This is a genomic window from Pseudomonas granadensis (assembly GCF_900105485.1).
Taxonomy (GTDB): domain Bacteria; phylum Pseudomonadota; class Gammaproteobacteria; order Pseudomonadales; family Pseudomonadaceae; genus Aquipseudomonas; species Aquipseudomonas granadensis.
Genome location: NZ_LT629778.1, coordinates 2,472,598 through 2,488,353, shown reverse-complemented (window position 1 = coordinate 2,488,353; position 15,756 = coordinate 2,472,598). Strand labels below are relative to the sequence as shown.

Sequence of the window (15,756 nt, the reverse complement as noted above, 5' to 3'; positions counted from 1 at the left end):
TTAAACGCTGAGCGCGGCGCGCAGTTGCGCTTCGAGCTGCGCTGCATCCAATTCCTGGCCGATCAACACCAGACGCGTTACGCGCGCTTCGTCGGCGCCCCACTGACGGTCAAAATGCTTGTCGAAGCGCGTACCTACGCCTTGAATCAGCAAGCGCATCGGCTTGTTCGGAATCGCGGCGAAGCCTTTCACGCGCAGGATGCCGTGTTGCACCACCAGTTGCGTCAGCGCGTCGAGCAGCAGGCTTTCGTCGGCTTGCGGCAGTTCGATGGAGATCGAGTCGAAGGCGTCGTGATCGTGGTCATCGTGATCGTCATCACCGTCGTGGTGATGGTCGTGGTGACTGTGACGGCTGTCGATGTGTTCTTCGGAACCGGCGCCGAGGCCGATCAGCACGTCCAGCGGCAGACGGCCGTTGCTCGCTTCAATGATTTTTACCGCAGGTGGCAGCTCTTCGGCGACTTCCAGACGTACACGCGCCAGATCTTCCGGACTGGTCTGGTCGGCTTTATTGAGGATCACCAGATCGGCGCTGGCCAGTTGGTCGGCGAACAGTTCGTGCAGCGGTGACTCGTGATCGAGGTTCGGGTCAAGCTTGCGCTGGGCATCGACCTGATCCGGGAACGCGGCAAAGGTGCCGGCGGCTACGGCCGGGCTGTCGACCACGGTGATCACGGCATCAACGGTGCAGGCGCTGCGGATTTCCGGCCACTGGAAGGCTTGCACCAATGGCTTGGGCAGGGCCAGGCCCGAGGTTTCGATGAGGATGTGATCGAGGTCGCCGCGACGCGCCACCAGTTCGCGCATCACCGGGAAGAACTCTTCCTGCACGGTGCAGCACAGGCAGCCGTTGGCCAGTTCGTAAACGCGGCCGCTGGCTTCTTCTTCGGTGCAGCCGATGGTGCACTGCTTGAGGATTTCGCCGTCAATGCCCAGCTCACCAAACTCGTTGACGATCACCGCGATGCGCCGGCCCTGGGCGTTGTCAAGCATGTGCCGCAGCAAGGTGGTTTTGCCCGAACCGAGGAAACCGGTGACGATGGTGACAGGAAGTTTGGCCAGTGTTTTCATCGGTATGCCCTTTGGCAAAGCGGCGGGCATACGGGACGAGAACCGGCCACGCGCAGGCGCGCCGGAAGTATTCGCCACCGGATCACCCCGCCCGGTTGAAAGTGAGAATCTGTGACGAGGCAGGTCTCCTGGCTGACAGTGTTCAGGCGCCGGGCCTGGCATTCGCTGCGCCTTCCCGCGGGCTCGTGGACCGAGCTGGCAGTGGCGTGGCAGCGAACATCACCGTTCACAGTTGCGGGGGCAGCCGCGGCTTCGACCGCGTTCCCTTCTTAGCTTCGGCAGATACCGAAGAACCTCGAAGGCGCAAGGCTACGCATGGTGCAATGGCGGGTCAATGTCTGGATTGGGATCATGACCGACAGGCCGAGCGTCAGGGCGAAGACCTTTGGTTACTTTGGGGCGTTTGCCAAAGTAACTCGCCGCCAGGCGAAACCGCCGTCAGCAACACCACAACCCTGGATATTCACTCGCGACCGAAAATTGACTCAAACCCACCCGCATGCTCTCCTGTACGCCTTGTTACGGGTGCCCTTCACAGGGTGAAACGGGAAACCGGTGAATCATGTGCTTTACTCAGAGCCATGTCAGTCCGGTGCTGCCCCCGCAACGGTAAGCGAGCGAAGCGTCAAAACCACTGTGCCAACCCGGCATGGGAAGGTGACGCTTGCAGGTCGGCCAGGCGCCAACCCCTCGCGAGCCCGGAGACCGGCCCGCAACACACAGTGCGCAATCGGCGTCACTGGACATAACAAACCCGCGGTGGGCGGGCGCTGTTCGTACCTCTGCGCGTCCGTCACGCAGGGTCCGCATGCGTTCGACTGCCCTTGACACTATAGGGAAGCGCCATGTCGATCATCAGCAGCACCGCCAGCAACACGGACAAAATCGCCAGCACCACCACCCTGAGCCAACGCCTGATCGCCGCCGCCTTCGCCTCGATTCTCGGCGCGGGCCTTGTGTATTTCGCCGGTTTTTCGCATATCGAAGCGGTGCACAACGCCGCCCACGATACCCGCCACAGCGCCGCGTTTCCGTGCCACTGAGACCTGTCGAATGATCAAGCGAATTGCGCAAACCGCAGGTTTCAGCGGCCTGCTGGCCGCCCTGCTCCTCACGCTGCTGCAAAGCTTCTGGGTCTCGCCGCTGATTCTTCAGGCCGAAACCTATGAAAAATCCGAGCCGGTCGCCGCAGTCCACGAGCACGCGGCCGGCACCTCGGCGCACAGCCATGACGGCGAAGCCTGGGAGCCGGAAAACGGCTGGCAGCGGGTGGTTTCGACCACCGGTGGCAATCTGGTGGTAGCGGTCGGTTTCGCCCTGATGCTTGCCGGTCTGTACACCCTGCGTGCGCCGCGCTCAACCGCGCAAGGCCTGCTCTGGGGACTGGCCGGTTACGCGACGTTCGTGCTGGCGCCAACGCTGGGCCTGCCGCCGGAATTGCCGGGCACGGCTGCGGCTGATCTGGCGTCACGGCAGATGTGGTGGATCGGCACAGCGGCCTCGACCGCGGTCGGCCTGTCGCTGATCGCCTTCAGCCGGCACTGGCTGATGAAACTGCTCGGTGTGGCGATTCTCGCGGTGCCGCATGTGATCGGCGCGCCGCAACCACTGGTGCATACCATGCTCGCGCCCGAAGCGCTGGAAAGCCAATTCAAAATCGCTTCGCAGCTGACCAACGTGGCGTTCTGGCTGGCCCTGGGTCTGATCAGCGCCTGGTTGTTCCGCCGCAACAGCGACGGCCACAACCACGCATGAGCGATGACCGCGCAGAAGCGCCGCTGGTGGTCGGCCTCGGCTGCCAGCGCGGCTGTCCGGCCAGCACGCTGCGCGCGTTACTCGACCAGGCCTTGCAGGCGCACGGCATTGAGCTCAAGTCGATCAAGGCCTTGGCCAGCATCGATTTGAAGCGCGACGAGCCGGGCCTGCAGGAACTGGCCGCGCAACTGGCACTGCCGTTGTTGTACTTCAGCAGTGGCGAACTGGCCGGTTATCAATCCATGCTCAGCCACCAGTCGCAGATCGCTTACGAACGCACCGGCTGCTATGGCGTGGCGGAAAGCGCAGCGCTGGCGCTCGCCGAACAACTCCTGCAAGCGCCGGCAAAGCTGCTGATCAGCCGACAAAAATACGCGCAGGCCACTCTGGCATTGGCCGGCGCCGCGTAAATCCTGATAATCGCCGCCATCCATCATGAGCAATGTTCATCTGAAGCGTTGTCGCGCCTCTTCTCCAAGGATTCAACGATGACCGTTTACTTCATCGGCGCCGGCCCCGGCGACCCGGAATTGATCACTGTCAAAGGCCAACGGTTGATCCGCCACTGTCCGGTGATCATCTATGCCGGTTCACTGGTACCCGCCGCAGTGCTCGAAGGGCATAAGGCGCAAACCGTGGTCAACAGCGCCGAGCTGCACCTTGAACAGATCATCGAGCTGATAAAGACCGCGCATGCCGACGGCCATGACGTCGCACGGGTACATTCCGGCGATCCGAGCCTGTACGGCGCGATCGGTGAGCAGATTCGTTATCTGCGTGAGCTTGGTATCCCGTTCGAGATCATTCCGGGCGTGACGGCCACCGCCGCCTGTGCGGCGCTGCTCGGAGCCGAACTCACCCTGCCGGATGTGTCGCAAAGCGTGATTCTCACTCGCTATGCCGACAAGACTGCGATGCCGGCGGGCGAAGAACTGGGCAATCTGGCACAGCATGGTGCAACCATGGCGATTCACCTGGGGGTCAATCATCTGGAGAGGATTCTTGTGGAGTTGTTGCCGCATTACGGAGCGGATTGTCCGATTGCGGTGATTCACCGGGCGACGTGGCCGGATCAGGACTGGGTGGTGGGCACGCTTGCGGACATTGCGGACAAGGTTGCAGCGAAAGGCTTTCGGCGTACCGCGTTGATTCTGGTCGGGCGGGTGCTGGGGAGTGAGTTGTTCAGCGAGTCGTCGTTGTATCGGGCGGGGCACGCGCATCTTTATCGCCCTTGATGGCCTCTTCGCGAGCAGGCTAGCTCCCACCCTGGGTAAAGCGGGGGCATAAAAAAACGGCGCTCACGGGGCGCCGTTTTTCATATTCGCAGCGAACGCCTTAGTAGTAGGCGTTTTCTTTCTGCGTGTGGTCGGTCACGTCGCGCACGCCCTTGAGCTCAGGGATGCGCTCGAGCAGCGTGCGCTCGATGCCTTCCTTCAAGGTCACGTCGGCCTGGCCGCAGCCCTGGCAACCGCCACCGAACTGCAACACCGCAATGCCGTCTTCCACCACATCGATCAGGCTGACCTGACCGCCGTGGCTGGCCAGCCCCGGGTTGATTTCGGTTTGCAGGTAGTAATTGATGCGCTCGTTGACCGGGCTGTCGGCGTTGACCATCGGTACTTTGGCGTTTGGCGCCTTGATAGTCAGTTGGCCGCCCATGCGGTCGGTGGCGTAGTCGACCACGGCGTCGTCGAGAAACGCTTCGCTGAACGAATCGATATACGCGGTGAAGCTTTTCAGCCCCAGCGCCGTATCTTCAGGTTTTTCTTCGCCCGGCTTGCAGTAGGCAATGCAGGTCTCGGCGTACTGGGTGCCAGGCTGGGTGATGAAGACGCGGATGCCGATGCCCGGGGTGTTCTGCTTGGACAGCAGATCAGCCAGGTAGTCGTGGGCGGCGTCGGTAATGGTAATAGCGGTCATGGAAACTCCTCGCAGGCTTGGGCGCAGTTTACGCCAATCGGCGCGCGGGACAAAGTCCCAGTATTTTTGTCGGAAAAAGCGGCGCGCACGCTCTCACCCGCTCGCTGACGGCGAAAAAGGCTGCGCTTGAACGGCGGGTACGCTGTTAACAAATGGAAACCCAAGCACTTCCGCGCCATATATATGTATACCTCTGTTGGTTTTCCACGTCCCTATATTCAAGACCTTCGACTATTTTTCCAGCCGCTATGGTTCAAAGGCCTTGAATGTCTACTTCTCTATCCCGTTTCTACAACAAGACGCCGCCGCGCAGATTGCAGGATCTCAACCACCTGATCAGCTACCTGCATGGGCTCATCGACGATAACGTCAACATGGATGCCAGCCAGCTCTATTACTACCCGCCCGCCGCCTCTGAATTGGGGCGCGAGTGCAAGGAAGCCTTTCGCGTCTTGAAAAAACTCGAGGCGGACGAAGATTTCATAACGCATCTCTCTACGCCAGCCACGGTTGATCAATCGTTGTTGGGCAACGATTTCCTGGAAGACTTTCTGTCCTTTCAGTTAAGTTCCACGAAGTCGCCGACACCCGATCCTGCGGAAGTTTTCCCGATCGCCGGTCACTCGGTAACGCTGAGAGATGTTCCGGTCTATTGGTCCATCGACGTGGATGTCTTGCTGGATATCTACGGCAAGATTGGTAATGGGCTCAAAAGCGACGGTTCCGTGCGCTTCGACCTGGTGCTGGCCTGGTACGCGCAGGTCCCGCGGCGTCCCGCCACACAGGCTGACTGGCAGCGCCTGCTGCACAACCTGGTTGAGCATCGCGCGTTATGGCTGCTCGGGCATCACGGTCCTGTCAGCGATCTGGAACATTTGTTCAGCGCCGACGGCGACAAAACGATCATGCAGGTTGTTCGCGAAATCGAAACCGAAACATCGCGCTGTCTGTTGGCAAATGTCGTACCGGTAAAATCCAATGGCAAATTTGAAAAGTTGGCTCAAACCACGCCGGTAGCACTTTTGGAAACAGCCCTGCAATCGGCCAATAATCTGCAACTGGCACAACGTATTGCTACAAAACTGGATTGGTACACCGGGAAAAACCAGCAAAACGGCCCAGCCAGCGTACTGACGAAGTTATTGTGGCGAGCGCTCTGGCTGAGCATCAAACCAGGCGCGCACACCAACAATCAAAACGAGTTGCAGATACTGATCGAGCCCGGCTGTAGTTATTCGTCCATACACAAATCATTGATCGAAGAATTTCAAAGATCACTTCACGTCGAGCGGCCCATTGCCTTGTTAGCGGTGGCCATCATGAAGAGCAATGTGGCCAGCGAAGCGTGGGTTCAGGACATCCCCGACGCACTGCCGTATGCCACGTCGAGCACCTGGGTCAATTTCAAGAGTGGTTTCATACTTGCCGAATCCGTCGCGCCCGGCTCATCCCGGCACATGACTTTCGAACAGCTGCTCAACCTGCCGGCAGAGCATTTTCGGGCTTTTGCGCATGATATCGAGCAACAGCGACTGGTTGCCGCCGCCAAGGTCCGCCCGACGGTGGAGTGGGCGGCGGCGATGGGATTGTTCGCCACACGTCAGACGGCTTACCCGGTCAGCGAAATAGAACTGGCATTGAGCACGCTGGAACAGCATGAGCAAGAAATGCTCGATGCCCTGAACAACCTCGCGCTGAGCCCGCCGAGTCGATTTCGCTATGAGTCAGACGCGGCGTATGACCAAGCGTTTCATGCCTGGCTGATCACTCCAGGAGCCGCCTATAAGTCCCTGATCAAGACATTGCTCGCCCAGTACCTGCCCGCATGCCGGGGTGATCTTGAGCGCGACGAAGTGACTGTTTACTCGCTGCGGCTGCCGCTCAACGACACTCAGGTCGAACATGAGAACAAGACCAACACCGACGCGGTGCGTGGCCGCTGCGGGTTCATTCTGAGAATGGTCAACCCGGTGTATCCGGCAAAGGCCCGCTACATGGAAGTCTTCCCGCTCGCGGGTATCGTGCGTTTGCGCGAAAACATCGACTCGCTGCCTGTCGGCGGTGAGATCAAGGTCGAGAAAGTCGGTTCCAGCAGCCGCACCAGTCGCGGCGCCTTCAGAAAAGGCACCGAAATGCCTTTTGACTGGGAAGCCTACCGCGACGGTTCGAAACCCAGAGTGCATCAGCACGCCACCTTGATCATGGAGCAGGTCGGCGAAAAATTCGCCGCGGTTGCCATTGAGCAACGCGCCCCCGACGTAGCGACACGCACCCTGCCCTTTGCGGCAAATAACCTGACCTCTGCCCGGGCGGAGAATCTCGCGGCGATGATTGCTCGCCACTTGTTCTACAAAGATGAATCGGCCTTGCTCGAAGACACCCGCAAGGCCACGCGCAGCACGGATATCGGCAGGGATTTTCTCGAGGACCTCAGTTTCTGGGGAAAAATGTTCGTGCCGTTCTGGGGCGCCATTGACGATCTGGCATCCGGCGAGTCGCAACGTATCGAGCGCGGCGGGCTCGGCCTGTTCACCGACATCGTTTCGTTTGCCCTGCCCATCGGAAAATACCTCGCCGGCTGTACGCGGGTGGTCAGCCTTGCAGGCAAGATCGGCATTCGCCTCGCCCTGCCAAAATTCGCCACCCTGACGCGAAGGCTGTTGATCTCGACGCTGCGCGAACTCAACCCGCTGGAGTCAGTATTGGGATTGCTCAAGCTCGGTCGCTTTACGTTGCGTAAAATCGGCGCTGCGGCAATACGCCAGGCACGCCTTGGCATTGCCCAACTGCGCGATGGTACGGTGACCGCTCAGCACTTGATCGCGGTTGACCCGACCACCTGGAAACCGCGCCAGCCCGGTGATCGGCTGTGCACCGTCAAAGGGATCGCCAACATTCCCATGCGCAACGTCGGCAGCGTCGACGCGGCGGACTATCGGCTCATCGATGCGCTGACCAACAAGGCTTTCGGCCCTCGCTATCGCGAGCCGGTGACTGTGATAAGCAACAACAGCCCGCTGCTGCGCCCCTACGCGGTTCAGCCCCACTGGATTTCCGGCCTCCTGGCCGACTCGCGAGGGATTTTTTTCCGCCCTGAATACAACCAGAAGTTCATTTGCAACATCGATGAATACGGGACTGTCGCCGTTTACCAGGTACGTGAAAACTCCTATGGATTCATTCACGAGACCGCACAGACCGGGGAAAACAGCTTTTCCGTGGTACTGGTCAATCCGAAAAACAACCGTGACCTGTCGATCAACCTCTCATCGGTAAAACCCGGTCACTGGTACACCCGGGAAATCCGGGTCAGAGGCGGCGCGCCTGACGATCCCACCGTGACAACACCGTTGCATCTGCAAAAGTGGTCGCAGTTCAGCGAGCACGTGCTGGAGGTCACCCTTGAGGCATTCGCGAAAAAACATCGGCTGGACCCGGCCGCTTTCAGGCAGTTCGTCCACACACAAGGGCAATTGAAACCGCTGGGCCAACAAGTACTGGATCGGGCCGACACCGCGCGTACGGTCGTCACCTACGAGCATCTGCGGGAGTGGCGCAGCATGTCGCAAGAAGGCCGCAACACCCTCAGCCGCGAAGGCTTTGCCGCCACGCACAATCTTGACCCGACGGACTTCATTTCCCACGTCAACACCGATGGCTCGTTCCGGGCACCGGGCAAGGTGTTGGAGAAATATGCCCACAACCAGGCGTTCACGCCTTTGACCGCAGGACACATCGAACAATGGCGAGTGCGTTACATCGCTACCGGGTCGGCCAGCACCATGAGTACGTTTCTCGATGACAACAATCTCGACCCGGTGCTCTGGTCAACTTTTGTCAATAATCGGGGTGAATTAAGAAGTGCGGTTCCAGAGTGTCTGCAATTGCTTGCAGCCTCGGATTCAGCGCTCATGCGCGCTCGAAAGGCCCTTCCCCCCGGTGCCGGGATAAAATCCGCTTCCTGGCAGATGCCGCAGCCACCTTCGCCCCGCGAAACAGGGCCACTTTCGCCGCCGACTGCTGGCAGTTCCAAACGACCTCGACTGGAAAATGCCGCGCCAGACAATGCCCGCGCCACGGATCTGACCCCTTCGCTTGGGCATCACATCAATAACAATGCCCCGATTCTTCAGGACCCAATGGATGTCAGGATCAGTCTGACGCGCAAACTGGAGGGTGATATCGACAATATCACCATCACCGAAACCAATCGTTTTCTCGCTGGGTTTGAGGGTGCCAGACTCAAGGAAATGACGCGCAGAATCACCGAAGACGTTCAGGAATGGATCGCCGATGAAGGCCGCCATCACGACAGACTGGTCAGTCGTCTCGAGGTCAGACGACCGCTCGACGGTCCGGAACGGGGGTTGTCGGTATTTGCCAAAGTCGATATCGAGCCTTTCGAAGTGTTGGGGCCTTACGCCGGCAAACTGCACCGCACCGCCAAATCCGTGCGGGCGGAAATGCTGGAGAAATCCACCGAGAAAGTCAGCACGTTCCTTTTCGCAACGGCAACGAAGGGCGCCACCCTGAGCGGTCATGGCAACAGCAACGTGCTGAGCCTGATCAACGCGGTCAATGTGCCCGGCCAGGCCAACATAGGCGTCGAAAACGTGGGCTCGATTTATGTCGGCAAATACATGGTGTTTTTGCTCGCATGGGAGAAGATTCCGGCGGGCACGGAACTGTTCCTCGATTACGGCACGGACTACTGGAAAGCCTTCAAGCCCGCTGGCGCGGCGTCAGCGTCCGATCCGACATGAGCGCTGCTCAGCATTGACGCACCCGACGGCGCAGGCCAAAAGCCTGCGTCGTTGTCCGCTCACAGATTCTCGTAGCGATTCATGTCCAGCACGCCCTCTTCCACCGGATCGGTTTCGTGCAGGTACTGGCTCAGGTCGTGGAAATAAAACCAGAACTGCGGGTGACTGCGACGGATGCCCCAGCGCTCGACGATTTTCTCGAAGCGATGGGCGTCCCTGGCGTTTTCCATGGCATCGACGAACGCCGGGACCTGATCCGCCGGTACGTTGAAGATGAAATTCGGGTAGCTGGTCAACACGCCCGGATAGATCGTCAGGGTGTCGAGCCCCGGCTGATAGCGCAGCGATTCACCCAACAGGAACGCCACGTTGCTGTGCGCACGGTTGCGCAGCAGGCTGTAGACCTCACGTTTGCCGCCAGCGGTTTCGATGCGCAGCAGCGTCGCTTCCGGCAACTGATCGATGACTTTCAATCCGGCAGCCGGACGTGAGGCCAGGTGACTGAGGGCCTGCTCGGCATTTTGCAGTGCCGGGTCGATGTTCGGCCGCGAGCAGTAAGCGCCATCGCAACGATTGATCGGATCCGGCCGCGCATTGAGATCACCGTAACGCGCCAGCAATTGCATCGCAAAGTCGCGTTTCGGGTCCTTTTCGTCGAGTTTCAGGGCGGTCGGCTTGTCGTCATCGATGGCTTCGTAATCGAGCCACATCTTGAACTGGCCGCCGTCCTGATACCAATCGTCGAGGTAGTCCTCGCGGGAATCGGCCGGCATCAGGCGCAAAAAGTTCTGCTCGGCGCCGTTGCGGATCAGGTCGAAGTACAGACGCGTCTGCGCCTGATGGGAGACGTTGCCGAACACATCGAAGTTGACCGCCAACTGGTAATAGGTGCGTTCGAGCAGCGGATAGTCGAACAACCACATCGTCTGCGGCACGTCGCCGATCAGGCCCTTGACCACCGCTGCGCTGTCGAAATGGCGGAAGATACTCAACAGCGCGTTGTCGTTGCCGGCCCACAGGGTCGACCAGCTCGGCGCCGGGATTTCAGCGTAGTTGTCGCGGCGCAGCGCCTCGTATTCGTTACGTTTATTGCGATAATCGCGCCACAGGCTCAGGACACTGCCGACGTCATCGTTCTGCCCCGGCATGGCCAGCAACGGCGTGGCCTGACCGCGATAGCGCGGGTCGGTGATGTACAGATCGTGCTCAGGCGCCTGGAACAGCGCCCAGAAGTTGTCGCGGATCACATCGGTCGCGATTTGCCCGCGGCACACCGGGCCGCGAATAAAGGTACGGACAAAATATTCAGCGTTGTCGAGCATGAACTGATAGCGCGCCTGCGCCGGAATCGCTTCGAAGGTGGCAAACGGGTTGGCGCGACTCTGCGGGCCATAACCGGGCAACGCATCGACCTGCCAGTTACCGCTGTAGAACAGGCTTTTGACCCGCGCCATCTTCGCCGTACTCAACGGGTAGGTGATGTGAGTTTTATGCACGATCACCCCTTGCACCGGCCACAAGCGGTAATACACCTGCGTGCCCGGATCGTCGTTGGGCCGGCGCGTGGCGATCAGGTCGATCGGTTGACCGGTCGGCGTGCGCGAACGCACCCACTGGAAAAAATGCCCCGGCTCGCCATCCTTGAAATGGATGTGCGCCAGGTACCAGTGCTCGAACAGCCAGCGCGCGACCAGACTCTGCCGCGCGCCGGGGGCGTTGAGCAGGTTTTCCCACTGGACGATCTGCAACGCCTCTTTGGCGCTCGGCGCCAGCCCCTGCTCATCAATCGGCGCGCCGGACGCCAGCCAGCGCTGCAAGGTTTGATATTGCTGGTCGGTCAGCCCGGTGACCGCCAGCGGCATGCCTTCTTTGGGGTGCACGCCGGCATAAGCGTCGAATTCCGCGGGCATCGCGCATAGATTGCTGCGGTTGAGTCCCAGCACGATGTCTTCCGGCAGTTTCGCGTTCGGTGTCAGCGGGGTTTTGTGGCCGAGTTCGAGCATGCGCGCCATCAGTGCTGCCTGGCTGCCCTGGGCATCGAGCACCGAATAGAAAGCCTTCTGCTGCCAGGCACGTTTGCCGAACGCGTCATAGAACAAACGAGTGGTGGGTGCCGCCTGGGTGCGTTCGCCGTCGTAGACCGGCATCTTGCTCGCGCCACGCGCCGCGCCTTCGCCGCTGCCCAGGTTCAACTGGCAGGCCGAGTCATAGCAGGCGTGGCAGGCAACGCATTTCTCGGTGAAGATCGGCTGGATATCGCGCGCGTAACTGATCGGGGACGAGGTCGCAGGCGTCTGCGCTGCAGCAACGCCGCTCAGGAACAGCAACATGAAACTGATGACGCGGTACGACATGCTGCTGATCCCGATTGTAAAAAAGGCTGCGATTCTACCGTTATGACGCTCGTACCAACATGAGCGATATTCATGGAAAAGCCTGGCATGCTCCAAAAGCGCACAGGTTTGTTATGATCCCGCTCCTTCGTAATGGTCTTTTCGAGTAGTCCACATGTCCGATCGCAGCGTCCGCCTTCAAGCTCTCAAGCAAGCCCTCAAAGAGCGCATCCTGATTCTCGACGGCGGGATGGGCACGATGATCCAGAGCTACAAGCTCGAAGAACAGGATTATCGTGGCAAGCGCTTTGCGGACTGGCCGAGTGACGTCAAGGGCAACAACGACCTGCTGGTGATCACCCGTCCGGACGTGATTGGCGGCATCGAAAAAGCCTATCTCGACGCCGGTGCCGACATTCTCGAAACCAACACCTTCAACGCCACACGCATTTCCATGGCCGACTACGGCATGGAAGAGCTGGCCTACGAGTTAAACGTAGAAGGCGCACGCCTGGCCCGCAAGGTTGCCGACGCCAAGACTGCCGAGAACCCGGCCAAGCCACGCTTCGTCGCCGGCGTGCTCGGCCCGACCAGCCGCACCTGCTCGCTGTCGCCCGACGTCAACAACCCCGGCTACCGCAACGTCACCTTCGATGAGCTGGTGGAAAACTACACCGAAGCCACCAAAGGCCTGATCGAAGGCGGTGCCGACCTCATCCTGATCGAGACGATTTTCGACACCCTCAATGCCAAAGCGGCGATTTTCGCCGTGCAGGGCGTGTTCGAAGAATTGCATATCGAACTGCCGATCATGATTTCCGGGACCATCACCGATGCGTCCGGGCGTACCCTGTCGGGGCAGACCACCGAAGCGTTCTGGAACTCGGTGGCCCACGCCAGGCCGATTTCCGTGGGCCTTAACTGCGCGCTCGGCGCCAGTGAGCTGCGTCCGTATCTGGAAGAGCTGTCGAACAAGGCCAGCACCCACGTTTCCGCGCACCCGAATGCCGGCCTGCCGAACGAATTCGGCGAGTACGACGAACTGCCGTCGGAAACCGCCAAGGTCATCGAAGAATTCGCCCAGAGCGGCTTCCTGAACATCGTCGGCGGTTGCTGCGGCACCACACCGGGGCACATCGAAGCCATCGCCAAAGCCGTTGCCGGTTACGCGCCGCGGCAGATTCCGGACATTCCCAAGGCGTGCCGCCTCTCGGGTCTGGAGCCGTTCACCATCGATCGCAGCTCACTGTTCGTCAATGTCGGCGAGCGCACCAACATCACCGGCTCGGCGAAATTCGCCCGCCTGATTCGCGAAGACAACTACACCGAAGCGCTGGAAGTTGCCCTGCAACAGGTTGAGGCCGGCGCGCAGATCATCGACATCAACATGGACGAGGGCATGCTCGATTCGAAGAAGGCCATGGTGACCTTCCTCAATCTGATTGCCGGCGAGCCGGACATCTCGCGCGTGCCGATCATGATCGACTCGTCGAAATGGGAAGTGATCGAAGCCGGCCTCAAATGCATTCAGGGCAAGGGCATCGTCAACTCGATCAGCATGAAAGAAGGCGTCGAGCAGTTCATCCACCACGCCAGACTGTGCAAGCGCTACGGCGCGGCGGTGGTGGTGATGGCGTTCGACGAAGCCGGCCAGGCCGACACCGAAGCGCGCAAGAAAGAGATCTGCAAACGCTCCTACGACATTCTGGTCAATGAAGTCGGCTTCCCACCCGAAGACATCATCTTCGACCCGAACATCTTCGCCGTAGCCACCGGCATCGAAGAACACAACAACTACGCGGTCGACTTCATCAATGCCTGCGCCTATATCCGCGATGAACTGCCGTACGCGTTGAGCTCGGGCGGTGTGTCCAACGTGTCGTTCTCGTTCCGTGGCAACAACCCGGTGCGCGAGGCGATCCACTCGGTGTTCCTGCTCTATGCGATCCGCGCGGGCCTTACCATGGGCATCGTCAACGCCGGCCAGCTGGAGATCTACGACCAGATCCCGCAGGAGCTGCGCGACGCCGTTGAAGACGTGATCCTCAACCGTACACCGGAAGGCACCGACGCCCTCCTCGCCATCGCCGACAAATACAAGGGCGATGGCAGTGTCAAGGAAGCCGAAACCGAAGAGTGGCGCAACTGGGACGTCAACAAGCGCCTGGAGCATGCACTGGTCAAGGGCATTACCACGCACATCGTCGAAGACACCGAAGAATCGCGTCAGTCGTTTGCGCGGCCGATCGAAGTGATCGAAGGCCCGCTGATGTCCGGCATGAACATCGTTGGCGACCTGTTCGGCGCCGGCAAAATGTTCCTGCCGCAAGTGGTGAAATCCGCCCGCGTGATGAAGCAGGCCGTGGCGCACCTGATTCCGTTCATCGAACTGGAAAAAGGCGACAAACCGGAAGCCAAGGGCAAGATCCTCATGGCCACGGTCAAGGGCGACGTGCACGACATCGGCAAGAACATCGTCGGCGTGGTGCTCGGCTGCAACGGCTACGACATTGTTGACCTCGGGGTAATGGTCCCGGCGGAGAAAATCCTGCAGGTCGCCAAGGATGAGAAATGCGACATCATCGGCCTCTCCGGCCTGATCACGCCGTCGCTGGATGAAATGGTTCATGTGGCCCGCGAGATGCAGCGTCAGGATTTCCACCTGCCGCTGATGATCGGTGGCGCGACCACCTCCAAAGCGCACACGGCGGTGAAGATCGAGCCGAAGTACAGCAACGATGCGGTGGTTTATGTGACCGACGCCTCCCGCGCGGTAGGCGTGGCGACGCAGTTGCTGTCCAAGGAACTGAAGGCCGGTTTCGTCGAGAAGACCCGCCTGGAATACGTCGACGTGCGTGAGCGCACCTCGAACCGCAGCGCGCGCACCGAGCGCCTGAGCTACGCCGCCGCCATCGCCAAGAAACCGCAATTCGACTGGGCCAACTATCAGCCGGTTAAGCCGACCTTCACTGGCAGCAAAGTGCTCGATAACATCGATCTGAAGGTGCTGGCCGAATACATCGACTGGACGCCGTTCTTCATTTCCTGGGATCTGGCCGGCAAGTTCCCGCGCATCCTTGAAGACGAAGTGGTCGGTGAAGCCGCCACCGCGCTGTACAAGGACGCGCAGGAGATGCTGGCCAAGCTGATCGACGAGAAGCTGATCAGCGCCCGCGCCGTGTTCGGTTTCTGGCCGGCGAATCAGGTGCATGACGACGATATCGAGCTGTACGGCGATGACGGCCAGCCACTGGCGAAACTGCATCACCTGCGCCAACAGATCATCAAGACCGACGGCAAACCGAACTTCTCCCTCGCCGACTTCGTCGCACCGAAGGACAGCGAAGTGACCGATTACGTTGGTGGTTTCATCACCACCGCCGGTATCGGCGCCGAAGAAGTCGCCAAGGCTTATCAGGACGCCGGCGACGATTACAACTCGATCATGGTCAAGGCCTTGGCCGACCGTCTCGCCGAGGCGTGCGCCGAGTGGCTGCACCAACAGGTGCGTAAAGAGCACTGGGGTTACGCCAAGGATGAAACGCTCGACAACGAAGCGCTGATCAAAGAGCAATACAGCGGCATCCGCCCTGCTCCCGGTTATCCGGCCTGCCCGGACCACACCGAGAAAGCGGCGCTGTTCGCCCTGCTCGATCCTGAAGCGGCCGAAATGCGTGCCGGACGCAGCGGCGTGTTCCTCACCGAACACTACGCGATGTTCCCGGCAGCAGCGGTCAGCGGCTGGTACTTCGCCCATCCGCAGGCGCAGTATTTTGCCGTGGGCAAGATCGACAAGGACCAGGTGCAGAGCTACACCGCGCGCAAGGGCCAGGATCTGAGCGTGACCGAGCGCTGGCTGGCGCCGAACCTGGGTTACGACAACTAAAGTGCACAAGGCCCGGGAGCTGCTTGCT

The 15,756-nt window shown here is 60.1% G+C and carries 9 protein-coding genes and 2 riboswitches; of the genes, 6 read left to right on the top strand and 3 right to left on the bottom strand.

Annotation, left to right across the window (positions count from 1 at the left end; genetic code table 11):
• The gene (cobW, locus tag BLU52_RS11095; RefSeq protein WP_090283224.1) at positions 1–1,071 is read right to left on the bottom strand and encodes a cobalamin biosynthesis protein CobW; all 1,071 of its coding nucleotides are present in this window, start codon (positions 1,069–1,071) and stop codon (positions 1–3) included.
• A 101-nt stretch (positions 1,072–1,172) separates the two neighbouring features.
• Positions 1,173–1,384, bottom strand: a riboswitch (cobalamin riboswitch).
• Positions 1,385–1,577: 193 nt separating this feature from the next.
• Positions 1,578–1,799, top strand: a riboswitch (cobalamin riboswitch).
• A 117-nt stretch (positions 1,800–1,916) separates the two neighbouring features.
• On the opposite strand from cobW, the gene BLU52_RS11090 reads away from it, so the two are divergent.
• The 4 genes from BLU52_RS11090 to cobM all read left to right on the top strand — a co-directional run bounded on the left by BLU52_RS11090 (position 1,917) and on the right by cobM (position 4,061).
• A complete protein-coding gene (locus tag BLU52_RS11090; RefSeq protein ID WP_090283223.1) occupies positions 1,917–2,114 on the top strand; it encodes a CbtB domain-containing protein in 198 nt (65 codons plus the stop codon).
• Positions 2,115–2,124: 10 nt separating this feature from the next.
• The gene (locus BLU52_RS11085) at positions 2,125–2,826 is read left to right on the top strand and encodes a CbtA family protein (RefSeq protein ID WP_090283222.1); all 702 of its coding nucleotides are present in this window, start codon (positions 2,125–2,127) and stop codon (positions 2,824–2,826) included.
• Entirely contained in the window at positions 2,823–3,236 is a 414-nt protein-coding gene (locus BLU52_RS11080) for a cobalamin biosynthesis protein (RefSeq protein ID WP_090283221.1), read from the top strand. Before BLU52_RS11085 ends, BLU52_RS11080 begins: the two co-directional genes overlap by 4 nt.
• Before the next feature lie 78 nt (positions 3,237–3,314).
• Positions 3,315–4,061, top strand: a complete 747-nt coding sequence (cobM, locus tag BLU52_RS11075) for a precorrin-4 C(11)-methyltransferase (protein WP_090283220.1) — start codon at positions 3,315–3,317, stop codon at positions 4,059–4,061.
• Between the two features lie 100 nt (positions 4,062–4,161).
• On the opposite strand, the gene nfuA is transcribed toward cobM, so the two are convergent.
• Positions 4,162–4,746, bottom strand: a complete 585-nt coding sequence (nfuA, locus tag BLU52_RS11070) for a Fe-S biogenesis protein NfuA (RefSeq protein ID WP_003225494.1) — start codon at positions 4,744–4,746, stop codon at positions 4,162–4,164.
• Between the two features lie 266 nt (positions 4,747–5,012).
• Here nfuA and BLU52_RS11065 point away from each other — a divergent pair, with 266 nt between their 5' ends.
• Positions 5,013–9,509: an SET domain-containing protein gene (locus BLU52_RS11065; protein ID WP_090283219.1), complete on the top strand. Its 4,497-nt coding sequence runs from the start codon at positions 5,013–5,015 to the stop codon at positions 9,507–9,509.
• Between the two features lie 59 nt (positions 9,510–9,568).
• Here BLU52_RS11065 and BLU52_RS11060 read toward each other — a convergent pair whose 3' ends face one another.
• The gene (locus tag BLU52_RS11060; RefSeq protein WP_090283218.1) at positions 9,569–11,863 is read right to left on the bottom strand and encodes a fatty acid cis/trans isomerase; all 2,295 of its coding nucleotides are present in this window, start codon (positions 11,861–11,863) and stop codon (positions 9,569–9,571) included.
• Between the two features lie 154 nt (positions 11,864–12,017).
• On the opposite strand from BLU52_RS11060, the gene metH reads away from it, so the two are divergent.
• On the top strand, positions 12,018–15,728 hold the full coding sequence (gene metH / locus BLU52_RS11055) for a methionine synthase (protein WP_090283217.1): 3,711 nt from the start codon (positions 12,018–12,020) through the stop codon (positions 15,726–15,728).
• Positions 15,729–15,756 lie beyond the last annotated feature (28 nt).